Source organism: Paeniglutamicibacter sp. NPDC091659, assembly GCF_044756805.1.
Classification (GTDB): Bacteria; Actinomycetota; Actinomycetes; order Actinomycetales; family Micrococcaceae; genus Paeniglutamicibacter.
In genome coordinates, this window is the sequence record NZ_JBIVTO010000001.1 from 754103 (window position 1) to 778176 (window position 24074).

21 protein-coding genes are annotated in these 24074 nt (G+C 66.0%); 10 read left to right on the top strand and 11 right to left on the bottom strand.

Translation table 11 applies throughout. The annotated features are described in order from the left end of the window. The first annotated feature begins 403 nt into the window (after nt 1–403). The 5 genes from ACIQLF_RS03420 to ACIQLF_RS03440 all read left to right on the top strand — a co-directional run bounded on the left by ACIQLF_RS03420 (nt 404) and on the right by ACIQLF_RS03440 (nt 4862). Complete coding sequence (locus ACIQLF_RS03420; RefSeq protein ID WP_400294325.1) at nt 404–1045, top strand: ABC transporter permease; 642 nt, start codon at nt 404–406, stop codon at nt 1043–1045. Then, nucleotides 1038–2321: an ABC transporter ATP-binding protein gene (locus ACIQLF_RS03425; protein ID WP_400294327.1), complete on the top strand. Its 1284-nt coding sequence runs from the start codon at nt 1038–1040 to the stop codon at nt 2319–2321. The genes ACIQLF_RS03420 and ACIQLF_RS03425 overlap by 8 nt, the downstream gene beginning before the upstream one ends. Before the next feature lie 116 nt (nt 2322–2437). Continuing rightward, nucleotides 2438–3100, top strand: coding sequence for an ABC transporter permease (locus ACIQLF_RS03430; protein WP_400295021.1), 663 nt, complete (start codon nt 2438–2440; stop codon nt 3098–3100). 3 nt (nt 3101–3103) lie between these two features. After that, a complete protein-coding gene (locus ACIQLF_RS03435; protein ID WP_400294329.1) occupies nt 3104–4096 on the top strand; it encodes a glycine betaine ABC transporter substrate-binding protein in 993 nt (330 codons plus the stop codon). A 145-nt stretch (nt 4097–4241) separates the two neighbouring features. Next, the gene (locus tag ACIQLF_RS03440) at nt 4242–4862 is read left to right on the top strand and encodes an NTP transferase domain-containing protein (protein WP_400294331.1); all 621 of its coding nucleotides are present in this window, start codon (nt 4242–4244) and stop codon (nt 4860–4862) included. Here ACIQLF_RS03440 and ACIQLF_RS03445 read toward each other — a convergent pair. The 6 genes from ACIQLF_RS03445 to ACIQLF_RS03470 all read right to left on the bottom strand — a co-directional run bounded on the left by ACIQLF_RS03445 (nt 4815) and on the right by ACIQLF_RS03470 (nt 12969). After that, nucleotides 4815–7661 carry a molybdopterin-dependent oxidoreductase gene (locus ACIQLF_RS03445; protein ID WP_400294333.1) on the bottom strand — a complete coding sequence of 949 codons (2847 nt, stop codon included), beginning with the start codon at nt 7659–7661 and terminating at the stop codon, nt 4815–4817. The genes ACIQLF_RS03440 and ACIQLF_RS03445 overlap by 48 nt on opposite strands. Nucleotides 7662–7666: 5 nt before the next feature. Further along, nucleotides 7667–8515, bottom strand: a complete 849-nt coding sequence (locus ACIQLF_RS03450; RefSeq protein ID WP_400294335.1) for an FAD binding domain-containing protein — start codon at nt 8513–8515, stop codon at nt 7667–7669. Continuing rightward, nucleotides 8506–9708 (bottom strand): XdhC family protein, encoded by a 1203-nt coding sequence (locus tag ACIQLF_RS03455; RefSeq protein WP_400294337.1) that lies wholly within the window; start codon nt 9706–9708, stop codon nt 8506–8508. Before ACIQLF_RS03455 ends, ACIQLF_RS03450 begins: the two co-directional genes overlap by 10 nt. A gap of 29 nt (nt 9709–9737) precedes the next feature. Further along, nucleotides 9738–11234, bottom strand: coding sequence for an NCS2 family permease (locus ACIQLF_RS03460; RefSeq protein WP_400294339.1), 1497 nt, complete (start codon nt 11232–11234; stop codon nt 9738–9740). A gap of 14 nt (nt 11235–11248) precedes the next feature. After that, entirely contained in the window at nt 11249–11740 is a 492-nt protein-coding gene (locus tag ACIQLF_RS03465) for a nucleoside deaminase (protein ID WP_400294341.1), read from the bottom strand. Between the two features lie 407 nt (nt 11741–12147). Next, a complete protein-coding gene (locus ACIQLF_RS03470; protein WP_400294343.1) occupies nt 12148–12969 on the bottom strand; it encodes a DUF4184 family protein in 822 nt (273 codons plus the stop codon). A gap of 282 nt (nt 12970–13251) precedes the next feature. On the opposite strand from ACIQLF_RS03470, the gene ACIQLF_RS03475 reads away from it, so the two are divergent. Both ACIQLF_RS03475 and ACIQLF_RS03480 read left to right on the top strand, forming a co-directional pair. Beyond that, the gene (locus ACIQLF_RS03475; RefSeq protein WP_400294345.1) at nt 13252–14727 is read left to right on the top strand and encodes an ABC transporter permease; all 1476 of its coding nucleotides are present in this window, start codon (nt 13252–13254) and stop codon (nt 14725–14727) included. Between the two features lie 78 nt (nt 14728–14805). Next, entirely contained in the window at nt 14806–15474 is a 669-nt protein-coding gene (locus ACIQLF_RS03480; RefSeq protein WP_400295024.1) for an ABC transporter ATP-binding protein, read from the top strand. A 93-nt stretch (nt 15475–15567) separates the two neighbouring features. On the opposite strand, the gene ACIQLF_RS03485 is transcribed toward ACIQLF_RS03480, so the two are convergent. Next, the gene (locus ACIQLF_RS03485; RefSeq protein WP_400294347.1) at nt 15568–16509 is read right to left on the bottom strand and encodes a LysR family transcriptional regulator; all 942 of its coding nucleotides are present in this window, start codon (nt 16507–16509) and stop codon (nt 15568–15570) included. Nucleotides 16510–16587: 78 nt separating this feature from the next. Here ACIQLF_RS03485 and ACIQLF_RS03490 point away from each other — a divergent pair, with 78 nt between their 5' ends. Beyond that, a complete protein-coding gene (locus ACIQLF_RS03490; protein ID WP_400294349.1) occupies nt 16588–18327 on the top strand; it encodes an L-aspartate oxidase in 1740 nt (579 codons plus the stop codon). 169 nt (nt 18328–18496) lie between these two features. Further along, nucleotides 18497–19054, top strand: coding sequence for a hypothetical protein (locus tag ACIQLF_RS03495; protein WP_400294351.1), 558 nt, complete (start codon nt 18497–18499; stop codon nt 19052–19054). A 74-nt stretch (nt 19055–19128) separates the two neighbouring features. Here ACIQLF_RS03495 and ACIQLF_RS03500 read toward each other — a convergent pair whose 3' ends face one another. Genes ACIQLF_RS03500 through ACIQLF_RS03510 form a run of 3 tightly spaced genes read right to left on the bottom strand, consistent with a single transcriptional unit; the run spans nt 19129 to nt 22074 of the window. Continuing rightward, nucleotides 19129–19767: a lactate utilization protein C gene (locus ACIQLF_RS03500; RefSeq protein ID WP_400294353.1), complete on the bottom strand. Its 639-nt coding sequence runs from the start codon at nt 19765–19767 to the stop codon at nt 19129–19131. A gap of 4 nt (nt 19768–19771) precedes the next feature. Continuing rightward, complete coding sequence (locus ACIQLF_RS03505) at nt 19772–21277, bottom strand: LutB/LldF family L-lactate oxidation iron-sulfur protein (protein ID WP_400294355.1); 1506 nt, start codon at nt 21275–21277, stop codon at nt 19772–19774. Continuing rightward, nucleotides 21274–22074, bottom strand: a complete 801-nt coding sequence (locus ACIQLF_RS03510) for a (Fe-S)-binding protein (RefSeq protein ID WP_400294357.1) — start codon at nt 22072–22074, stop codon at nt 21274–21276. Before ACIQLF_RS03510 ends, ACIQLF_RS03505 begins: the two co-directional genes overlap by 4 nt. Before the next feature lie 149 nt (nt 22075–22223). Here ACIQLF_RS03510 and ACIQLF_RS03515 point away from each other — a divergent pair, with 149 nt between their 5' ends. Then, nucleotides 22224–22958: a FadR/GntR family transcriptional regulator gene (locus ACIQLF_RS03515; protein WP_400294359.1), complete on the top strand. Its 735-nt coding sequence runs from the start codon at nt 22224–22226 to the stop codon at nt 22956–22958. A gap of 100 nt (nt 22959–23058) precedes the next feature. Here the strand turns inward: ACIQLF_RS03515 and ACIQLF_RS03520 are convergent, their stop codons facing one another. Further along, nucleotides 23059–24069 (bottom strand): NADP-dependent oxidoreductase, encoded by a 1011-nt coding sequence (locus ACIQLF_RS03520; protein ID WP_400294361.1) that lies wholly within the window; start codon nt 24067–24069, stop codon nt 23059–23061. Between the last annotated feature and the right edge of the window lie 5 nt (nt 24070–24074).

Consider the following 24074-nt stretch of genomic DNA (forward strand, 5'->3'; position numbering starts at 1 on the left):
GGCGCCGGGTGCGTGTCGGCGGCACTTGTTCTCGACGTGGTTTTCGGTGCGGAATCCGTTGGTCGAGTTACGGGATTTCCCGCTCGAACCTGGGCGGGAAGATGCTGATCCGGCTGGGTGTTGGCTGGTTCCAACCTGTGCGCCAAGTGCTGAAAACTTTGTAAAACCATCGATAATTCAAAATATTATTTGGTGATATTCGTCATTATCTCAAATCACGAACAGTTGACTAGTGGGAGAGTATTTTTCATCGAACGGCGTCAATTACAAACTAATCAAAGTAATGCCTGAGAGCGCTCTCGGTTGGATATGTGAGGGGCAGTCGGGTTATGTTTGGCAAGTATCCTAGGCCCATTGGGTCGAAGAGAGCGAGCTACGTAACCTAAGTGAAGCAGGTCTTGATGTGTTTGAATTTGTTGGCGAAAGATACCGCCAAATACTGTTTGCCTCCTGGCAGCATTTTTCCCTCGTTGTGCAGTGTCTAATCCTCGCAACGCTGATCGCCGTGGGAATCGCGGCACTTGTTTACCGCAGTAAGTCACTGTCGTCCATGGCAAACGGTGTCTCCGCAATCGGCCTGACGATTCCGTCCTTTGCCGCCATCGGCCTTTTGATCGCGCCGTTCGGATTCGGCGTGGCTCCGGCCGTCATAGTCGTGGCGTTCTTCGCAGCACTGCCCATTCTCCGCAACACCATCGTTGGGCTGGCGGGAATTTCCCCGTCCATCGTGGAATCAGCGAGGGGCATCGGCATGGGCCGCATGCGGACGCTGGCCACCGTCGAACTCCCGATGGCATGGCCCATCATCCTCTCCGGAATCCGGGTATCGGCCCAGATGGTCATGGGCGTTGCCGCAATTGCCGCCTATGGGCTGGGTCCCGGACTTGGCGGATTCATCTTCTCCGGCCTTTCGCGCCTCGGAGGCGCCAAGGCCTTTGACTCAGTACTTGTCGGAGTGATCGGCGTGGTCATTCTGGCGTTCATTCTTGATCTCATTTTGCTCGGCATTGGCCGACTAACCACCCCGCGAGGTATCCGTGTCTGAAAACAATGACGCCGTCACCGGCGCAGCAATCTTGCTTGACGTGGTCACCAAGCAGTATCCAGGCCAGGCCAAGCCCGCAGTCGGCGGCCTCACCTTGGAAATCCCGGCCGGCAGCATCGTCATGTTCGTCGGCCCCTCGGGCTGCGGCAAGACCACCACCCTGAAAATGATCAACCGCCTCATCGAGCCAAGCAGCGGCAAGATCGTCATCAACGGCGAAGACGTGACCAAGATGGATGGCGACACTTTGCGCCGCCGCATCGGCTACGTGATCCAGGCCGGCGGCCTGTTCCCGCACATGACGGTTGCCGCGAACATCGCCATCGTGCCCAAGATGCTTGGCTGGGACAAGGCCAAGATCGCCGCACGCGTCGATGAACTCCTGGAATTGGTTTCCCTGGATCCTGCGATCTACCGGGACCGGTACCCCAAGGAACTTTCAGGCGGACAGCAGCAACGCGTGGGTGTCGCCCGCGCGCTGGCCGCCGATCCTCCCGTCCTGCTCATGGACGAGCCCTTCGGCGCGGTGGACCCCATCACGCGCCAGCGCCTGCAGGACGAGCTGCTGAACATCCAGTCCGAGGTCCAGAAGACCATCGTCATGGTCACCCACGATTTCGACGAAGCCGTCAAGCTGGGCGACTGGATTGCCGTCTTCGACGAGGGAGCGCAGCTGGTCCAGTACGACTCGCCCGAACGCGTCCTGGCCAACCCCGCCAACGAGTTCGTCGAGAACTTCATCGGTTCGGGCGCGGGCCTCAAGCAGCTGACCCTCACCAGGGTCAACGAGGTCGAGCTGCGCAGCGCGGTCACGGCACAGCCCGGCGAACTGGCCAGCGACGTGCTTTCGCGCGTCCAGGGTGCCGGAGATTCGCTGGCGGTCGTGCTCGACAAGCGCCGCCGCCCGATCCGCCGGTTGACTCGCCGCCAGCTGTCCCGCCTGCAGATCATCGACGACACCATCGACGAGTCGACGCCTGTGGTCGGCGACCAGGCGACGTTGAACGATGCCCTGGACACCATGTTGGTGGCGAGCTCGGAAACCGCCGTGGTGACGGGCCGCCGCGATGCCTACCTCGGCGTGATCAACGTGCAAACCATCATGGAGGCGATCTCTGCCGCCCACGCTTCGGCCGCCGACGCGGAAGGCGACGCTCCCGTGGGCCTGAACTCCGGCGCGATCCCTGCCGTTGCCCTCGAAGGTGCCATTGCAGGCGACGGCCAAGCCGGAGGGAGCGCACCCGAAGAAGCACTTAGTGCGGAGGGCGCGCGATGAGTTCGACGGCTGCCACCACCGAACTGGCGCAGCAGAACATCCCGACGCTTCGCATCGAACATCCCTGGCGCGTGCTCTGGCTTCAGCTGCTGGGGATCGCCGCTGCGGTCGCGGCCATGGTGCTTTGGCTGCTCAACGCCGACCTCACCGACACCGAGCGCATGACCCTGGACCCCGCTGTCCTGTGGGGCTACACGGTCGAGCACCTGCAGCTGACCCTGTTGTCGGCACTCATCGTGTTGGTCATTGCCATCCCGCTGGGCATCGTGCTGACCCGTCCGTCGATGCGCCGCTTCACCGGACCCGTCATGGCCGTTGCAAACATCGGCCAGGCGGCACCCGCCATCGGACTGGTTGTCATTCTGGCGTTTTGGATGGGCTTCGGTTTCCGGCCGGCGATTTCCGCGCTGGTGCTCTATGCCATCCTGCCGGTCCTGACCAACACCATGGTCGGGCTCAAGCAGGTCGACGAACGGCTCGTGGAAGCCGGTCGCGGCATGGGCATGAGCTCCATGGCGGTGCTCTTTAAGGTCGAACTGCCGCTGGCGGTTCCGGTGATGCTCTCCGGCATCCGGACCGCCTTGGTGCTGCTTGTCGGAACCGCGACGCTGGCGACCTTCGTCAACGGCGGCGGACTCGGCATCCTGATCACCACCGGCGTGAACCTCAACCTGACCACCGTGCTGGTTGCGGGTTCCATCCTCGTGGCGCTGTTGGCGCTGCTCATTGACTGGCTCGGCCGAGTCGTTGAACAGCTGGCCCGCCCGAAAGGACTCTGAATCATGGGTATTGGAAAATGGATCAAACCCGCGGCGCTTTTGGCCACGGCCGGGATCCTGCTGACCGGATGCGGGTTGTCGTCAGCGGCGTCGTACGTGCCGGCGGCCGGTCCCGGAAGCATCCAGAAGCTTCCCGGGCTGCCCGAGAACGCGACGATGAGCGTGACTAGCAAGAACTACACGGAACAGCTGGTGCTGGGAAAGATCGCCGTGCTTGCGGGCCAGGCGGCCGGATTCAAGATCAACGACCTCACCAACGTTCCCGGCAGCCAACCGGCTCGGGAGCTCCTGCGTTCGGGCCAGGCAAGCATGATGTGGGAATACACCGGCACCGCCTGGATGACCTACCTGGGGCACGAGGACGGCATTGCCAACCAGCAGGAGCAATGGCAAAAAGTGCACGAGCAGGACCTGGAAAACGGCATTGACTGGGGCAAGCCCGCGCCCATGAACAACACCTATGCCATGGCCGTGCGTTCGGAGGCCGTCGAGAAGCTCGGCGGCATCACCAAGATGTCGCAGCTGAAGGGCCTTTCGCCCAAGGACCTGACGTTCTGCGTCGACGCCGAATTCAACTCGCGGCTCGACGGGCTGAACCCGATGCTTGCGCACTACGGGCTCACGCGCGGGGACGCCACCTCGGTTCCCGACTCGAACGTCGGGGTGTATGACACCGGCGCGATCTACAGCGCCACCGACTCGGGGGACTGCAACTTCGGCGAGGTCTTCACCACCGACGGGCGCATCCAGGCATTGGACCTCACCATCCTGGAAGACGACCTGGGGTATTTCCCCGCCTACAACGTGGCGCCCGTCTTCAACGGCAAGTTCCTCGGGCAGTACCCGGGCATGGCCGACGTGTTCGCGAAGATCGCACCGCTGCTGACCGACAAGGAACTCCGGGCCATGAACCTGGAGGTGGATGTCAACGGACGCGAGCCCGCCGACGTCGCCTTCGACTGGATGGTCAAGCAGGGCTTCATCTCCAAGCCCTGACATACAGTTCAGACAAAGCAACCGGTGCGGGTTGGTTTCACGTGAAACCAACCCGCACCGGTTGCTTTGCAATGCGCCCGGACATTTTGAGGTGCTCGGTCGCGGTGCATACCCGTCGAGCGGGAATGCATTCTAGGATGGGCAGATGACCAATCCCGCCAATCGGCCACCTTGCTACGGCGTTGTGCTTGCCGCAGGATCCGGATCGCGGCTGGGCCGCGGCCCCAAGGCACTGTTGGTGAAAAGCAACGGGGAAACGCTGCTGAACTCGGCGGTCCAGGCCCTGCTTCTGGGCGGATGCGACGAGGTCGTGGTGGTGCTCGGCGCCGAGGCGCAACGCGTGGCTGCGCACCTGCGTGACGTCGGGGTCAAGATACTGATCAATGATCGTTGGTCCACCGGGATGGGCTCCTCTTTTGCTCTGGGGATGGCGGCGGTTCCTCCCGGGGCCGGCGCGCTGGTGGCGTTGGTGGACCAGCCCGGCATGGATGCCGACGTGGTCCGCCGGCTGAGGGCGGCCCACCGCCCCGGACGGATCACCGCTGCGGGCTATCGCCAGGGGACCGAAGCCCTGAAGCGCGGGCACCCGGTGCTGTTCGCACCGGAGCACACGCAACCCGCAGCGGCCGCTGCCGCCGGAGATGCGGGGGCCCGCGCCTACCTGGCCGCGCACCGGGAGTTGATCGACATCGTCGATTGCTCGGACCTGGACACGGGCTCAGACGTTGATACCGTCCTGGACCTCCACCTCCTCGGTGAGGACTAGCGGAGGGACCTTGCCCGCCGCCCGAAGCGCCAGGTAGATGTCGTCGCGGCGAATCGGGGTCCTGGTGAACCGGATGCCCGTGGCATCGCGCACGGCGTTGGCGAGCGCCGGCGCCACCGGATTAAACGGGCTTTCGCTCATGGACTTGGCTCCGCGGGGACCCAGCGAATCGCTGGTCTTCGCGAAGTAGACCTCGCTGCGGGGCACGTCGGCAAAGGTCGGAATGTGGTACTGCCGCAGCACGTCGGTCTCGACCTTTCCGCTCCCGTCGATGAGCACTTCCTCGTAGAGGGCCGCCCCGAGTGCCTGGGCGATGCCGCCCTCGATCTGGCCGCGGCACTGCCGGGGATTGACCACGACGCCCGCGTCCGCCGCCTGCACGCTTTGCAGGATGCGCAGCTCCCCGGTGCGCGAATCGATGGCCACCCGGAAGCCGTGGACGTTGAAGGCGACCGAGCGGGGCGTGCCGCCCCACCGGCCCTCGGCTTGATGCCGCAGTGACGGGCGCGCCGCGGCAAGCAGGTCTGCATGGGGAACCAGCGTTCCGGCGCAGGAGACGCCCGCGGGGACCAGCAGACACTCCTCGACCGGGATCCCGCTGAGCTCCGCCGCGACTTCCCGAAGCTGCAGCGCCAGGGCCTGCGCCGCGGCGAAGGTCGCCTTGCCGGCCACCACGGTTCCGGCCGAGCCGAAGGCTCCGGTGTCGTGGTCGGTGAGCCCGGTGTCGGATTGCCGCAGGAACATCGATTCCGCGGTGGTTCCCAGCGCATCGGCCGCCAGCTGCGTGTGCACGGTGGAGGTGCCGTTGCCGAACTCGGCGGTGCCGACCTTCAACAGGAAGCTGCCGTCGCCCAGGGACTCGATGGTGGAATGCGAGTAGTGGCCGCGCGGGGGAACCGTGGCGATCATGGAAAGGGCGGTGCCCTCGCCGATGAGCCAGTGTTCGCCCAGTTCGCGTCCGTCGGCACCGCGCTCGGCTCCCCGCGCCAGTGCGTTCCGGGCCAGCTCGACGCACTGGTCAAGCCCGTAAGACCCGTAGAGGAGGTCGTCCTCGGGCTCGGCATGGAGCGAAAGCATCGGGTCGCCCTCGCGCAGCATCACGTTGGCCCTGAACTCCAGCGGATCCAGGCCCAGGCGCCGGGCGAGCTCGTCCAGGGCCGATTCCACGGCGAAGATCGTCTGGCTCAGTCCGTAGCCGCGGAAGGCCCCGGCCGGCACCGTGTTGGTGTACACGGCGGCGGCGTCCACCCGCTTGTTGGCTGTCTTGTACACGGCGATCGACTCGGAGCAGCCGTGGAACATGACCCCCGGCGCGTGGTTGCCGTAGGCGCCGGTGTCGCTGAGGACCTCGATGGCCAGGGCGGTGAGCTCGCCGTTCCTGTTTCCGGCCACGCTGACCTTGACGTTGAAGGCATGCCGGGTGGTGGTGGCGGTCAGCGCCTCGGTGCGAGTGAGCTCGAGCTGCACCGGGCGGCGCAGCCGTGTCACGGCCAGGGCGACGACGTCCTCGACCAGGACCTCCTGCTTCCCTCCGAAGCCCCCGCCGACGCGGCCGGCGACAACCCGCACCGAATCGTGCGGAAGGCCGAGGATCCTTTCGAGCGTGCGCTTGACCAGGAACGGGACCTGCGTCGAGGTGCGCACGGTGAGGATCCCCGCGTCGTCGAACCAGCCTGTCGCGGCGTGCGTCTCCAGCGAGACATGCTGCACGCGCTGGGTGTTGAAGGTTTCGGTGTAGCTGGCATCGCTGCCGGCCAGGGCGGCGTCCACGTCGCCCATCTCATGGTGGACCTCGACCACGATGTTGCGGGATGCGTCGGCAATGCGCGAGGCGGCGGGCTTGCCGGCGTGGATCGCCGGCGCCCCGTCGGCGATCGCCTCGAAGGGCGAGAAGACGGCGGGCAGCATCTCGTAGTCGACCTCCAGCGCCCTGACCCCGGCCTCGGCGATGGCCACGGAGTCGGCCACGACCGCCGCGACGCGCTGCCCCTTGAAGCGCACGACGGAATCGAAGATGAGCGAGTCGTCGGGGTCGTCCTCGATGAGTTCGTGCTGCGCGGACGAGAAGAGCACGCCCGGATCGTCCACGTGGCTCAGCACGGCATGCACGCCGGGAATGGCCAGCGCGGCGGTGGCGTCGATGTGCAGGATGCGTGCGTGGGCGTGCGGGGAACGGGCAAGTTTCATGTGCAGCAGGTCGGGCAGCTCCCCGGAAGGGATGTCCAGGGCGTAGCGGGCCTGACCCGTCACGATGGCGTTTGCCGCGGGGGCCGGGACGTTGCTCCCCACGGGGCCCGACGCGACGGGATCGCCGCCGTCCAGGGCGCAGCTTTCCTCCGGCGGGTGCGAGCAGGCGTCCCCGTCGCGTCCCAGCACGGCGTCCTCGATGGCCCGGTAGCCGGTGCAGCGGCAGAGGTTGCCCTTGAGGTTCCGGGGCAGGTCCTCCAGCTGCTTCTCGTCGAAGGTCGAGGCCGTCATGATCAGCCCGGCGGTGCAGAAACCGCACTGGAATCCCTGGGCCCTGGCCACCTGCTCCTGCATGGGGGCCAGCGATCCCGCGGTTCCCTGGACCGCGGCGAGGCCCTCGATGGTGGTCACCTCGTGCCCCTCGGCGCGCACCGCCGGGTAGATGCACGAATGCACCGGAACCGAGTCGACATGGACGGTGCAGGCGCCGCAGTCCCCGCCGTCGCAGCCCTTCTTCACGCCCAGCGCGCCCTCGGCGCGCAGGAAGGTGCGCAGGCATTGGCCTGGCTCTGGGGTGCCGGCGGCCGGCTGGCCGTTGATGTGGATGGACATTGGACTCAACCTTCGATCGGGACGCGGGGTGCGGGCAACAGCTCGGCCAGGACTTCCAGGCCCAGGCGATGGGTCATCTCCTCGCGCCAGGGCGGGCGGCCGTGGATGTCGTCGTGATAGGCGTCCGGGGCGATGCGGGACTTCAGCTCGGCCAGGAGTTCCGCGGGGCGCGGGTGGTGGCCGGCGGCGAAGCGCAGCTGGACGGGGCGCTTGGTGGATCCGCTGACGGTGAGCGTGAACAGCCCGTCGTCGTCGACGCGTCCGATGACCATCACCCCCGTGCGGCCGAGGTTCGAGAGCGAGAGACGGCGGAACGCCGTGCGGGCGCGCAGCGCATGGGCGGGGACGTGCAGCGAGCGGATCAGCTCGCCGGGGGCCAGGGTGTTGGTTCCGTTGCCCGTGACAAGGTCCGCCACGGGCTGGCGGCGCACGGTCCCGCCGGGGCCGTGGATTTCGGCGTCGGCGTCCAGCGCCGAGCACAGGGAAATGATGGGCCCGGCCGGCAGCGAGGTGGCGATGTTGCCGCCCATCGTCGAGAGGTTCCAGACCTTGAACGAGGCAACAAAGGAGTCGCAGGCTGGCCGCACCAGTTCCAACGCCTTCCACCCGCCCGGCAGGGAGGGGTCTTCGGGCAGTGCGTAGAGTTCGGCGATGGTGCAGGTCGCGGCGAATTCGATGCCGTCCTCGCGCACGGTGATCGCCTTCCATCCCGCGGCGGTGATGTCCAGCAGCCGGGTCAGCGTTTGGGATCCGTAGGAAAAGAGCACGGTGCCCCCGGCGAGCCAGGCGTCCCCGTCGCGGTAGTCGTCCGGGTCGGTGGTGGGAACCACCGCTTCGATGGTGTTCATGTCCATGCCGGGACCTCCTGTGTCATGGCTTGGCCGGCGGTCGCGGGGGTGTTCCGGGAGCGGGTGTGGATGGACCCGGACCGGGTGCTCAGCGGACTCGTGGTGGCGTGCTCGGAGCGGTTGGCGATGATTTCCGCGGCAATGCTGATGGCCACCTCCGCCGCGGTTGCGGCCTGCAGGTCGAGCCCGATCGGTGAGTGCAGCCGGGCCAGGTCCTGCTCGGGAACCCGTTCCGCGCGCAGGGCGGTCATGCGTGCCTCGTGGCTGCTGCGTGAACCCATGGCACCAATGTAGGCAACGGGTTGGCGCAGCGCGAGGGTCAGCAGCGGGATGTCGAACTTGGGGTCGTGCGTCAGGATGCACAGCACTGTGCGCGAATCGATGCGCCCCGCGGCGATCTCGCCCGCCAGGTATTCGTGCGGCCATAGGGTGGAAATCTCGTGCGCGGTGTTGAAGCGCGGCTGCAGCGTGAACGCGGCCCGGGGATCGCACAGGGTGCCTTGGTAGCCCAGCATCGCGGAGAGCTTGAGCAGTTCCTCGGCAAAGGTGTTGGCGCCGAAGACGATCATGCGCGGCGGGCTGAGCCGGGACTCGACCATCAGCTCGATGGTGGTTTCGACACAGGAAGCCCCCTCGCCTTCAAGGCCCACGATGCCGGTGCGTCCGCCCGCAACCAGCTGGAAGCACAGCGTTGCCGCCAGCGAGCTGGCGTTTTCGCCGACCACCGGGACCAGGAGCTCGGCGAGGTCCTGGATGCCCAGGTGTCCCGGGTTGGGAACCAGCACCGACCCGGTGGAGCCGATGTCGATCCGGCGGATCAGTGCCACGGGATCCGTGGCCTGGAATGTTGCCAATTGGTCCAGCACGTCGTGCATGGACGATTCCGGCGCAAAGGGTGCGATGTGCACGTCGATTTCGCCTCCACAGGTGAGACCGACGGCGAATGCGTCGGTGGGTGAGTAGCCGTAGTGTTCGCGGCGGGGGTGGCCGTCTTCGAGGGTCTCGAGCGCGGCGGCGTGCACCGCGCCTTCCACGCATCCGCCGGTGAGGGAGGACGTCGTCGAGCCGTCGGCATGGATCAGCATCGAGGTGCCGATGGGGTGCGGGGTGGAGCCGGTGGTGCCCACGATGGTGGCCACGGCGAACGGATCGCCGGTAGCCACCATCGCGGTGTCCAACCCCGAATGGAGATTGAGCATTGAGCAACGTCCTTCGGGAAGCGCCGGGGCTAGGCGCCCAGCATCAGGGAGATGGGTCCGCGCGCGAAGTAGACCAGGAAGCCTGCCGAAACCACCCACATCAGCGGGTGAATCTTCGACCCGCGTCCGGCCAGTGAATTGATCAGCACCCAGGAGATGAATCCGACGCCGATGCCGTTGGCGATCGAGTACGTCAGCGGCATGGTGACCAGGGTGAGGAATGCCGGCATGCCCACGGAGAAGCGCTTGAAGTTGATCGCGCGAATCTGCCCGGCCATCATGGTGCCCACCACCACCAGGGCGGAGGCGGCCACCTCGATGGGAACCACCGAGGTCAGCGGGGTCAGGAACATTGCCCCCAAGAACAACATGCCGGTGACCACCGAGGCCAGTCCCGTGCGTGCGCCTTCCCCGATGCCCGCCGCCGAGTCGACGTAGACGGTGTTGGAGGAGGTGCTGGTCATGCCGCCGAACACGGCGCCCATGCCCTCGACCACGAAGGCAGACTTGATGCGCGGGAAGGTGCCGTCCTTGCGGGAAACGTTGGCGCTCTTGGCCAGGCCCGTCATGGTGCCCATGGCATCGAAGAAGTTGGTGAACACCAGGGTGAAGACCAGCATGGTCGCGGCCAGCGGGCCGATGCGTGAGAAGGCCCCGAACATGTCGAACTGCCCGATGATGGAGAAGTCCGGGATGGAGAGGACCTGTCCCGAAAGCTCGGGAACGTTCAGGTGCCAGCCGCCGGGGTTCGCCTCGCTGGCGGCCCCGATGCGCAGGACCTTTTCGGCGACGACGGCCAGGATGGTGGTGGCGATGATGCCGATCAGCAATCCGCCCTGGACCTTGCGGGCCACCAGCCCGCCCATGAGCACCACGCCGATGACGAAGACGATGGTGGGGAATGCGGAGATGGAACCGTCTGTGCCCAACTGGACCGGCGGGCCGGCCGGCGTGCGGGTGACGAAGCCCGAGTCGACGAATCCGATGAAGGTGATGAACAGGCCGATGCCGACGGTGATGGCCGCCTTCAGGTCCTTGGGGATGGCCCGGAAGATGGCCGTCCGGGCGCCCGTCAACGCGAAGATCACGATGACTATGCCGTTGAGCAGGACCAGGCCCATGGCCTCGGGCCAGGTGACGTCGCCGATGACGGAGACGGCCAGGAAGGAGTTGATGCCCAGCCCTGCGGCGAGCCCGAAGGGCAGGTTCGCCACCAGCCCGAAGACGATGGTCAGCAGGCCGGCGGTCAGGCCGGTGGCCGCGCCGACCGCGGCGGCGGGAAGGAAGTTTCCCGCCACGTCCACGGGGGCGGCGTCGGGGCTGAAGCCGCCGAGGATCAAGGGGTTGAGCACCACGATGTAGGCCATGGTGAAGAAGGTGACGATGCCGCCACGGATTTCCCGCTTGACCGTCGATCCGCGTTGGGCGATCTTGAAGGTGCGTTCCAGAACCGAGTTGCCGGCCAGGACCGGCGGTTCGGTTGTCACGGGGTGGGTCTGTTCGTGGTTCGAGTTGACGATGGTCATCTGACTCGCCCTACCTAGTACTCGACACGGGTGTCGAGCGAGGACCAAAGGGTGAAGGGCTCGAGGTGGTCGAAACCGTCGTCCGGGATTCGTTCCACCGGCATGAGCTTGGCGCGGTCGGCGGCGTCGCCCTCGAAGAACTCGTAGAAGGCGGCATCGTCGAATCCGGCGTCCGCCGCATCGTGCCGGTTTGCGGCAAAGACCACGCGTGAGACGCGCGCCCAGAGTGCCGAGGCCAAACACATCGGGCAGGGTTCGCAGCTGGTGTAGAGAACTGCCCCGCTCAGGTCGAAGGTGCCCAGGGAAGAGCAGGCGTTGCGAATGGCAGTGACTTCGGCGTGGGCCGTGGGGTCGTTGTTTGCGGTGACCCGGTTGACTCCCTCGAAGCGTGATCCGTCGGCGGTGACGATCAGGGCGCCGAAGGGACCTCCGGCATTGCGGACATTCTCCGCGGCGATGGCGACTGCTGCCGCAAGGTGTTCCGCTGAAACAGTGGTGCTAAACATGGTGGCGACTTCCTTATGCTCCAGACGAAGAGCTGGATCGGTGTCGCCAATGGTTCGTTTCCCGAGGCGACTGTCCGCAGCTTCGAAATGGCTGATGGATTAGTAGCGCCTGGTAGATAACTTCCCGACCGGGAAGCCCGCCTTTGGCAAACACCAAGATAGCAAGATCATGTGACCTGCGCCACCCATTCTGCGGAAGTTTTTATCTGCATCGTGAAATTGTTCGATTAATCTTGGCCGGACGGGAAAGCTTCTGTTCGGGTCGTGAAGGTCTTTTTGCCGCCGCGCATTGTGTTGAATGAAGGGTTGTCGATAGTGGAAATATCTACTGATATGACTGTATGCAGAATGCAAAGCGCCCCCGGATCGTCGATCCGAGGGCGGTGGCAAAGCGGTGGTGGCAGCAGTCAGGCCTGGGTGCCGGACCCTGCGGCAACACGTAACTTTTTGGCCACAGTTACGGCGTGCCACACGATTGCGTAGATCACCAGTGCCACGACCAAGGCGGCTCCGCCGTGGGTGATGGTGGTCCAAAGGAACGTCTCGAGAGTGAACGCAGTGCCGATGGACAGTTCCCCCGCCACGGCGAAACCAGCGACGGCAAGGGCTGATATTGCGAGCACCGACAGCAGCAGCGCCAGGCGCAGGCCTGCACCCTTCGCCTTGCCGCCACGTTCCGGAGCGGGGGCTGCCTTGACTCGCTTGAGGTACCAAAGCGCCAGGATCACCAGTCCGGCCAGCGTGCTGCCGTGCTGCAGGATGCGATAGATCGGCACCCCGGCGATCGGCTGCGCGGCCAGGAACGGAAGCTTCTGGACCACCCAGCCGTAGGAGTGGGTGAACGAGTCCCACGCGATGTGCGTGACCAGACCCAGAATCAGCGAGTAGAACGTCCACAGGGCAATGCGCGCGCTGCTTGGCCGGCGTCCGCGCAGCCCTTCCTTTGCCGGAACCCACGCGTCGGGGACCGACCAGCGCACCGGCTTCGCCACAAGCCACAAGACTGCGGCGAGCAGCAACGCCAGCGGGAATCCGACGGTCAGGATCTGAGCCAGGTCGTGCGAGTTGCCGCCGTTGACCAACGGTTCGTACCAGGAGCCGCTAGTCGTGGGGACCTTGAGGAAGTATGGAACATCCGGGGCCATGGCCCCGGCGACCAACGCGATCGGGACGAAGGGCTGGCGCAGGAACGGTAGGACGGCGGCCGGGTGGGCCAGTGTGAATGGCAAGAGAATCCTCGAGAGTCGTTTCAGAGCCCACGGTGCAGCAATGAGTTGGAGCGAATGGGTTCGCCCTTAAGCCTAGTCGCAGCCGCCGACACGAGGGACCGTGTCGACTGTTGGCACCAACACGTCCACCGCGGGCGGGCGGCGGCCGGCCGCACAGCCTGGGCACAGTGACGGCACAGCCCACCCTTATTGAGGCCACAGGCCAGCCCAAGTCAGGGCACAGGACTTGGGCATAACTTGAACTTCGAGCGCGGCAAGTGTCCGCGCAATGAAGGGATCGGCATGTTCACACGCTATTTGAGACGCGAGCTTTCGGGGCGGCGGAAACAGACGGCCATCATCGCGATCGCCATGGCACTGGCCATCGGTCTGGTGGTCATCGTCAACTCCCTGTCCGCGGGTGTCAGGGACGCGCAGGGCGCGGCGCTCGCGTCGGTGTACGGGGTAGGCACCGACATCACCGTGACCGCAACACCCACGCCCCCGGCGGCAGGCGAAGGCCGCGGCGGGCCCCGCTTCGAGTTCGATGCAGACGCCGGAACGACAACCTCCGACGGCACCACGGCGGTGTCGCAATCGGTGTTGATGAGCGGCCGCGGGACGGCGACCTTCGACGCGTCGGCGGTGGACACAGTCAGCGGGCAGGACGGGGTGAAGGCCGCCTCGGGCGTGCTGGCACTGACCAATTCCACGTTCGACGGCGAGCTGCCCCAGCGCGGGACCACCGGATCCACCTCCGGTGGCACCAACGCGACCCCGCCGCAGGGAGCGGGCCCGGGTGGCGGCGGGCAATTCGACGTGAACTCCTTCAGCGTCATGGGAGTCGATTCCAAGTCCGACACGATCGGTCCGCTGGCCTCCGCCACATTGCAGGACGGCAGGCTGCTGTCCGCGGACGACGCGGGCAAGAACAACCTGGTGGTCGATGCGACCTACTCGACCACCGAGGAACTGAAGCTCAAGGACAAGGTGGAGATCGCCGGGACCAAGTTCACGATCGTCGGCATCGTCGCCGGGTCGGGGGCGGACGCAGAAACGGCGTCCAACACCTACATCCCCCTGGATGTTGCCCAGAAGCTTTCCGACAACGCCAAGAAGGTCAGCACCGTCTACGTGCAGGCCTTATCCGCCTCGCAGATCGCCGCGGTCAAGACGGGGCTGCAGGCGGCCCTGCCGGAGAACACCGTCAACACCCAGGAGGACCTGGCCGCCACCGTGTCGGGGTCGCTGTCCACGGCATCCGGACTCGTTTCGTCGCTGGGCACGTGGCTTTCCATCGCCGTGTTGGCCGTGGCGTTCCTGCTGGCCATCCTGCTCACCCTTTCCGGGGTGGCACGCCGCACCCGTGAGTTCGGCACGTTGAAGGCCATCGGATGGCGCAATTCAAGCATCGTCCGCCAGGTGGCCGGCGAATCGCTGGTGCAGTCGTTGTTGGGTGGCGCGCTGGGAATCCTGATTGGTCTGGCCGGGATCCTCGCCATCAACTTCTTCGCCCCGACGCTCAGCGCCTCGGCGGCGGCAACGGGACCCATGGGAGCCGGCGGAGCCGGTGGGCCTGGCACGATGCAGGGCGGCCCGGCCGCCGTCGCCAACGCCGTGGGCAGCGCGGCGGAAGTGGTGCTGAACCTGCCCATCACGCCTATGGTCGGCGCGGTCGCCGTGGCCATCGCGATCGCCGGCGGACTGCTGGCGGGAATTCTTGGCGGGTGGCGCGCCGCGCGCCTGCGGCCGGCCGAGGCCCTGCGCTCGGTTGCCTAGGAACCAAAGGAGATTACAAACATGAGTGAACAGACACTGACACAAGACCTGGTGCCCGAGACCGGGACCGAACAAGCCATGTTCCGGCTCGCGAAGGTGGAAAAGACCTACACGCAGAAGTCGCGCACGGTCCATGCCCTCAACGGCGTGGACCTGGTGATCCCCACGGGTCAGCTGGTGGCCATCCAGGGGCCGACCGGCGGCGGCAAGTCGACGCTGCTGCAGATGCTCGGCGCCCTTGACCGCCCCACGGGCGGAACCGTGAGCCTCGCGGGCAAGCCGATCTCAACCCTGGGCGACGGCGCACTGGCCGACATCAGGGCACGCCAGATCGGCTTCGTCTTCCAGCACTACAACCTCATCCCCACCCTGACGGCGCAGGAAAACGTCGAGATGGGGCTGGCCCCGCTGAAATTGCCGGCCGCCGAGCGTGCGGCGCGCGCGGCAGCATCCCTTGCCTCGGTGGGGCTGGGGGAGCGCGGCACCCACCTGCCGGGGGAGCTCTCCGGCGGCCAGCAGCAACGTGTTGCCATCGCCCGCGCCCTGGCCAAGGACCCCAAGGTGCTGCTGGCCGACGAACCGACGGGAAACCTTGACGAGGCAACCCGCGACGACATCATGGACCTCTTCGAGAAGCTGTGGAGGGAAGGCCTGACCATCGTGATGGTCACGCACGATTCGGCCGTTGCGGCACGCGCCGAGCGACGGCTGAACATCAAGGCCGGACGCGTCACCGAGGCGGACTAAAGCGGAAGGCTCGTGGTTCCGCCATTCGCCAGAGGGGGGAGCCACGAGCTTCGCGACAGGGGCGTTCGCCCTGTGCTTAGGAACCCGGCAGCACTAGGAAGCGCGGGTGATCAGGGCATCGGTGGCTGCGTCGTTCGACGAAAGGATGTTGGCCGTGTCGATGATCATGCGCTGCATGGCCTGTGCCGCACGCGTCAACGTCACGTCGTTGCGGTGGGCCAGGCTGATCGAGCGTGCGAGCCGGGGTTCGGAGAGCCTCGCCGAACGCAGCCCGGGGCGATCCACCAAGACCATGGCCGGAACCACCGCGACGCCGAGCCCGCGTTCCACGCACCGCAGCACCGCATCCATTTCGGCCCCTTCAAGGACCACCTTCGGGGTCAGTCCCGCGTCGTGGAAGGCCTGCATGGTGGCCGCCCGCAAGTCGTAGCTTTCGTGGAAGGTGATCTGCGGCAGTGCCGCCAGTTTCGCGAGCGTGAGCGTCTCGACGCCCTCCAAGGCGGGGCTGTGGATCGCAGAAATGACCACAAGTTCCTCGGTCAGCAGGGGGATCCGCTGCAGGCTGGCCGACGCGGCCGACCGGTCCTCCGACGTGGTGATGAGGGCAAGGTCGAGGGCCCCGCCGGCAAGTTCATCCAGCAGGCCGCGCGAGCCTCGCTCCGTCAGGTGCAGGTCGATGCCTGGATACTTTGCATGGAACGAGGTCAGGACCTCGGCCACCAGGCTGATGCACAGCGTCGGGGTGGCGCCGAGGCGCACCCGTCCCTTGTTCAGGCCAGCCAGTTCCTGCATTTCGTAGCGGACGGTGTCGGCGTCGGCGAGCATGCGCTTGGCCAGCGGAAGGAGGGATTCGCCGGCGTCAGTCAGTGTGATGTTGCCCCGTGCGCGGTGGAAAAGCGCTGCGCCCAGGTCAGATTCCAGCGTGGAGATCTGCCGGCTGAGCGAAGGCTGGGCCAGGTGGAGATGCGCGGCGGCACGCGTGAAATGGCCGATTCGGGCGACTTCCACGAAACTTTGGAGCTGTTCCAGGTTCATGATCAATAGCCTATATGCATCGAAACGACTCGAAGGATTCATTGGACTAATCAAAGTGCCGTTCTTAGCGTTGAAGACATGAGCGCATCAACAAAGAATGAACGACAGATTTCCACCACCGTCTTGGTCATCGGCACCGGCGGATCGGGCCTCAGGGCCGCGATCGAGCTGGCCGAGATGGGGGTCGACGTGCTTGCTGTGGGCAAGCGTCCGCGCAACGACGCACACACCTCGCTCGCCGCGGGCGGCATCAACGCAGCACTCGGGACCATGGACGAGGATGACAGCTGGCAGCAGCACGCGGCCGACACCATCAAGGAAAGCTACTACCTGGCCAACCCGCACACGGTGGAGATCGTCGCCCGCGGAGCCGCGCAGGGAATCGCCGACCTGGAACGCTACGGGATGGGCTTTGCCCGCGAAGAAGACGGGCGCATCTCGCAGCGCTTCTTCGGGGCGCACACCTTCCGCCGCACCGCCTTTGCCGGGGACTACACCGGCTTGGAAATCCAGCGCAGCCTGGTGAACCGCGCCCAGCAGTTGGACATCCCCATCCTGGACGAGGTCTACATCACCCGGCTGCTGGTGCGCGGAAACCAGGTCTTCGGCGCCTACGGCTTCGACATCAACAGCGGTCAGCGCTACCTCATCCACGCCGATTCCGTCATCCTGGCCGCGGGCGGACACAACCGCATCTGGCGCCGCACCTCCTCGCGCCGCGACGAGAACACCGGCGACTCGTTCCGTCTGGCTGTCGATGCCGGCGCGCGGCTGCGCGACCCCGAGCTCGTTCAGTTCCATCCCTCGGGCATTATCGAACCGGAAAACGCAGCGGGAACCCTGATCTCCGAGGCAGCCCGTGGCGAGGGCGGCATCCTGCGCAACGGGCTGGGGGAGCGGTTCATGGAACGCTACGACCCAATCCGCAAGGAACTCTCGACCCGCGACCGCGTTGCACTGGCCGCCTACACCGAGATCAAGGAAGGCCGCGGCACCGCAAACGGCGGCGTCTGGCTCGATGTCTCTCACCTGCCGCGCGAAACGATCATGGACCGGCTGCCGCGCGTCTACCAGACCATGCTGGAATTGCAGATGCTCGACATCACCCAGGAACCGATCGAGATCGCGCCCACCGCGCACTACTCGATGGGCGGGGTCTGGGTCCGCCCGGAGGACCACAGCACGGACGTCGACGGCCTCTACGCCATCGGCGAGGCATCCAGCGGCCTGCACGGAGCCAACCGCCTGGGCGGCAATTCGCTCATCGAATTGCTGGTCTTCGGACGCATCGTGGCACGGGCGGCTGCGAAGTACTCGGCGTCGCTGGAATCCCAGCCGCGTTCTGCCGAGGCACTGGCCATGGCCCGGGCGGAGCTGGACAACCTGCTGGCCGCCGACGGACACGAAAACGTCCGGGCCCTGCAGCGCGCCATCCGCAACATGATGACCGAGCACGCCGGCGTGGTGCGCGACGAGGAAGGCCTGAAAGCCGGGCTGGCCAAGCTCGACGAGATCGAGGAGCGCATGGGGGAAGTGGGCATCCACCCGGACATCGCCGGGTACCAGGACCTGGCGCACGCCTTCGACCTGAAGGCCTCGGCACTGGCCGCCCGCGCAACCCTCGAGGCGGCCATCGAACGCCGCGAGACCCGTGGTTGCCACAACCGCAGCGACTATCCGGAGATGGATCCGGCGCTGCAGGTCAATCTGGTGTGGTCGCCAAATACGGGCGTCGTCCGCGAAGAAATCCCGGCCATCCCGGAGGAAATCGCTGAGCTGATCAAGGAAGTCTCGACGGCCGGCAAACTGGTCGAGTAGCGGCCGGTCCAAGAGCGTACGCCCGAGAGGTGTTGCCCATTGTCACAGCCCGTTGCTAGCTCTCGAACAGTCCCGGCATAACAGCGTCGCGCAATGTTGGTAGGGAGCCGGCGAGGAATGCCGGACCACCAACTGGTACCGCTCCGGGCGGCCACTGAAGGGAACACTCATGGCAATGAAAAAGAAGATGGCATTGGGCACTTCCGCCGCGGCTTTGGCTCTGGTCGCCGGGCTGGGTCTGGCGGGGGTCGCCTCCGCAGCCGATTCCAGCTCTTCCAGCTCTTCCGGTGCGACCACCGGCACCACACAGTCCATGCCCTCGGAGCGCGGAGGGCCCGACGGACACCGCGGCGGGGGCATGGAAATGGCCTCCGGCCTGGCCGAGAAGCTGGGTGTCGATGAGAGCAAGATCAGTGACGCGCTGGACACGTTCAGGAAGGCCAACAAGTCGACAGAGCGTCCTACGGATGGGACCAACCAGGACGGCACCAAGCCGGACCGCACCGCGATGGATGCGGCGCTGGCCAAGTCCCTGGCCGACTCGCTGGGCATCGAGGAATCCAAGGTGACCTCGGCCCTTGAGGAACTCCGGGCGGCGGCCCAGACCGAGCGGGCGACCGCACTGAAGTCGAAGCTGGATGCCGCAGTGGGCGACGGAACCCTCACGCAGGCCGAGGCGGACGCCGTCACCAAGGCCATCGAGAAGGGAGTGATCGGCGGGCGCTAGCCCGAAGGCCCAACGCAGAAAGAATAAGGAGGTGGCACCCACGAACCGTGGGTGCCACCTCCTGTCGTCCGGGGTCAAAGCCCCTTCACGATGATGACATCAAGCCGTCGCGGGCCGTGCACGCCCTCGACGCGTTCGAGTTCGATGTCGCTGGTCGCGCTGGGACCCGAGATCCAGGTCAGCGGTCGGGTGATGTCCATGCGGGGAAGCGCTTCGGGCAGAAGCCGAACGATGCTGGACGCGGGAACCACGCACACGTGGTGGTCTGGAACGAGGCTGATTGCCCGGCGTCCCTGGTTGGGGGTGCCGTCCAGCACGATCGTGCCGGACTCTGCGATGGACACCGCCGAGGAGGTCAGCACGGCACTGGTCGCGTCCAGCTCGGTCACGCTCTGCACGGCGCCCGGTGCATCGACGCGGCGGCGGGCATCGTCGGCAAGCGATGCCTCCGCCAGCCAGGATTCGTCGATACCGTGGGGAACGACGTAGCTTGCCGCATCCCTGAGCCGCTCGGCAATGGCTGCGGGAAGCTCCGACTGCTCCACGACATCCACATGGGCCTTGTAGTCCTCCAGTCTGTCGACCAATAGCTCGACGAGCTCCGCCTGCGGCATGTCCGAGGTCTTGCGGTACTCGCGGGGGATGGGCGCCGGGACCGGGGCGTCGTGCAGCGCGGAGGCGATGCGGGCGAGGATTTCTTCCTTGGCGCTCATCTGCTTAGTTCTCCTGCTTGTGGGTGGGGGCAACCGGCGTATGGTCCTTCTTCCACCAGTCGCGGAAGGACTGCGCCGGAGGAGCGGGCACGTCGCGCGACTGGGTCCAGCCGGCGGCGATGCCGGGCAAGCGCTTGATCTTCTTGTCGCGCCCGGCGGCGAGCTTGCCCAGCGGCAGGCCCTTTTCCAGCAGGGCCAGGTGCTTGCCGGAGGAGAACGCCCAGCCGGCGCCCTTCATCATCAAATCCATCTGGGTGGGAAGCTTCTTCGCGCCGCGCTTGGAATCCACGTCCTCTCCGCGCAGGTGGACCAGGATCTCGGGGATGTTGATCTTCACCGGGCAGGCGTCGTAGCAGGCGCCGCACAGCGAGGAGGCGTAGGGCAGCGAGCTGTTTTCCTCGGACTTGATGCCGGTGAGCAGCGGGGAGAGGATCGCGCCGATCGGGCCCGGGTAGGTGGAGCCGTAGGCATGGCCGCCGGTGCGCTCGTAGACCGGGCACACGTTCATGCAGGCCGAGCAGCGGATGCAGTTCAACGCGGTGCGCCCGTACTTGTCCGCCAGCGCCGCGGTGCGCCCGTTGTCCAGCAGGACCAGGTGCACGTTCTGCGGCCCGTCGCCCTCGGTGACGCCCGTCCACAGCGAGGTGTAGGGGTTCATGCGCTCGCCGGTGGAGGAGCGCGGCAGCAGCTGCATGAAGACCTCGAGGTCCTCCTTGCCCGGCAACAGCTTCTCGATGCCCATGACGGTGATCAGGGTTTCGGGCAGCGTCAGGCACATGCGGCCGTTGCCCTCGGATTCGACGACGGCCAGGGTTCCGGAGTCGGCCAGGGCAAAGTTGGCGCCGGAGACGGCGACCTTCGCGGAGAGGAACTTGCGGCGCAGGTGCGCGCGGGCGGCCATGGCCAGCTGGCGCGGCTCGTCGGTGAGGTCCGGGTCCACGTTCGGCATTTCCTTGAGGAAGATGTCGCGCACCTCGGTGCGGTTCTTGTGGATGGCCGGGACCAGGATGTGGCTTGGCTTGTCGTGGCCCAGCTGGACGATCAGTTCGGCAAGGTCGGTCTCGAAGGCGGAGATGCCCCGTTCCTCGAGGTACTCGTTGAGCCCGATTTCCTGGGTGGCCATCGACTTCACCTTGACGACCTCGGTGGTGTCCTGGTCGCGGATCAGGTCGGCAACGATCTTGTTGGCCTCGTGGGCGTCGCGGGCCCAGTGGATGGTTCCGCCGCGTGCGGTGAAGTTCTTCTCGAACTCCTCCAGCAGCGCCGGCAGGTTCGCCATGACGTGGTTCTTGGTGGCTGATCCCGCGTCGCGCAGCTCCTCCCAGTCGGGAAGCTCCGCAACCACCTTCAGCCGCTTGTCGCGGATGGTGTGGGTGGCATGGCGCAGGTTGGCACGCATCTGGGTGTTGCCCAGTTCGCGGTGCGCGGCGGCCGGGAACGGCTCGTCGATGTGCAGGTTGCCGTCGCCGAACACTGGAAGGCTCGGCATGCCCATGAAGACGTTGCTCATCGTGCGCCCGCCTTTCCGACAAGGACCTCGCCGGTCACGGAGACCGGCTCGTCGAGGGTGCTGGCGAGGATCTCGGCGAAGTGCAGCGTGGTTGCCGCGGACTTGGTGCGCGAGAGCCCGCCGCCGATGTGCATCAGGCAGGAAGCGTCTCCGCCGGAACACAGCGAGGCGCCCGTGGATTCCACGTTGTTGGTCTTGTCCTCCAGCATGGCGGAGGAGACGTCGGCGTTCTTCATGGAGAAGGTGCCCCCGAAGCCGCAGCATTGGTCGGCCTCGGGCAGGTCGGCAACCTCGATGCCGCCGACCGACTTGAGCAGGTCCAGCTGGCGGTCACCCAGACGCAGCGAACGCATGCCGTGGCAGGAAGGGTGGTAGGTGATCTTGTGCGGGAAGTGCGATCCGAGCTGTTCGGCGGCGTCGGTGACTCCCAGGACATCGACCAGTAGCTGGGAGAGTTCGTAGGTCTTCGCGCCCACTGCCTCCGCCCGCGCCTTCAACGCCGAGTCGCCGCAGCGTTCGGCCAGCACCGGGTGCTGGTGCTTGACCGAGGCGACGCAGGAACCGGAGGGTGCGACGGCGACGTCGTAGGCCTCGGACTCGAACGCCTCGACATGGTTTGCGACCACCGGCAGTGCCTCGTCCATGTAGCCGGAGTTGATGTGCATCTGCCCGCAGCAGGCCTGGCCGGCGGGGAAGACGACCTCGTGGCCGAGGCGTTCAAGGATCTTGACCGTGGCGCGCGCGGTTTGCGGATACATGGCATCGACGATGCATGTGGCGAAAAGTGCGATTCTCATGTCGTCAGGCCCTTCCGGCGTGCTCTGCCGAAGAATTGATGTGGTCAGACCATACTAGGTCGGCGGGGCCCGCGCGTCTATCCAACCGGCGGAAACAGCGTCATGTCCGAGCACCGGGGCGCTCTGGAGAAGCATGCGAAAATGAACGGGTGACAAGCAAACCAAGCACTCGGCCGGTTCCCGCCCGAGCCTATGAGACCGTCCTGAACAGCATTGAGGCGGATCTTCGTGCCGGCCGGATCAAGTTGGGGGACCAGCTTCCGGGTGAGCGTGCGCTCGCCGAGACGCACGGGATTTCCCGCGCCTCGGTGCGCGATGCCATTCGCATCCTCGACGCCATGGGCGTGGTGCGAACCTCGACCGGCTCGGGCCCGAATTCCGGGGCCGTGGTCATTTCGGAGCCCGCGATCGGGCTGTCGGCGGCCCTCCGCCTGCATGTGGCATCGCGCCAACTGTCGGTGGAGGACATCGTCGAATCCAGGATCCTGCTTGAAACCTGGGCGGCCGAATCCGCGGACCTGACCACCGACCCCCGGCGAAGCGCTGCCGTGCTGCAACGTGCCGGTGCATTGCTGGGGGAGATGGACGCACCGGGGCTGGACCGCGAGGAGTTCCACGCCTTGGATGCACAGTTCCATGTGCTGCTCTCGTCGTTGGCCGGCAACGCGGTGATCGAGGCGATGATGGAATCCCTTCGACTGTCCATCGCCGACTACGTCAGCGAATCGGTGCCGGGGAACAAAGACTGGAACAAAATTGCAACGGTCCTGCGCGCCCAGCATCACGGAATCCATGAAGCTGTCAGCGCCGGTGACGGAAAACGGGCAGCGGAGCTGCTGCGGGAACACATCCAGTGGTTCTACGCCGAGTCGCATCGGATCTAACCGGCGGCCCAACGCCAAGGGGCCGACCCAACGCGCCCAAGAAGGCGTGCGTTGAACCGGCCCGGCTGCGACCCAAAAGGTGCCGCGGAAGCGGTGTTTCCTAGAGCTTCACAACCATCTTGCCGGTGTTGGCGCCGCGCATCAGCTCGATGAGCGCTTCGACGGAGTTCTCCAGGCCTTCGACGACGGTTTCGTCGAAGACGATCTTCCCCTGGGTGAGCCATTCGGACATGTCGGCCATGAATGCCGGGTAGTGCTCGGCGTAGTTGCCCACGGTGAACCCCTTGAGGTTCAGCCCGCGGGTGATCATGTTGCTCATGTTCCGTGGCCCGGCGGGGGCCTCCGTCGCGTTGTAAACGGAGATCGCTCCGCACAATGCGCCGCGGCCGCCCGGGTTGAAGGAATCCAGCGCCGCCTCCAGGTGTTCGCCTCCGACGTTGTCGAAGTAGACGTCGATGCCCTCCGGCGCCGCCGCGCGGAGCTGCTCGCGGACCGGTCCGTCCTTGTAGTTGAAGGCGGCGTCGTAGCCGTACTTTTCGGTCAGGAGTTCGACCTTCGCGGCGCTTCCGGCGGAGCCGATGACGCGCTTGGCTCCCTTGAGGCGCGCAATCTGGCCGGCGGCGCTGCCCACGGCGCCCGCGGCGCCGGAAATGAACACGGTTTCACCGTTCTTGAGTCCGGCGATGTCCAGCAATCCCACGTAGGCGGTGAAAGCGGTCATGCCCAGGATGCCGAGGTAGGCCGAAAGCGGCAGGCCCGGGATGTCCTTCACCACGCGGAACTGGCTGGCGTCGCCCTGGGCGACATCGCGCCACCCGAGCTGGTGAAGTACCGGGTCCCCGACGTTGAATCCCTCGGCGCGCGATTCGACCACGCGGCCGACGGCGCCGCCGGTCATGACCTCGTTGAGTGCATACGGTGCCGAGTAGGACTTGGTGTCGTTCATCCGCCCGCGCATGTAGGGGTCGACCGAGATGAACTCGTTGGCAACCCGGATCTCGCCCTCGGCGAGTTCCGGCAGGTCAACGGTGGCGGTGTTGAAGTTCTCGTCGGTCGGCCAACCAATGGGGCGGCTGGCGAGATGGATCTGGGTGCTGCTTGGCGTGGACATGAAGT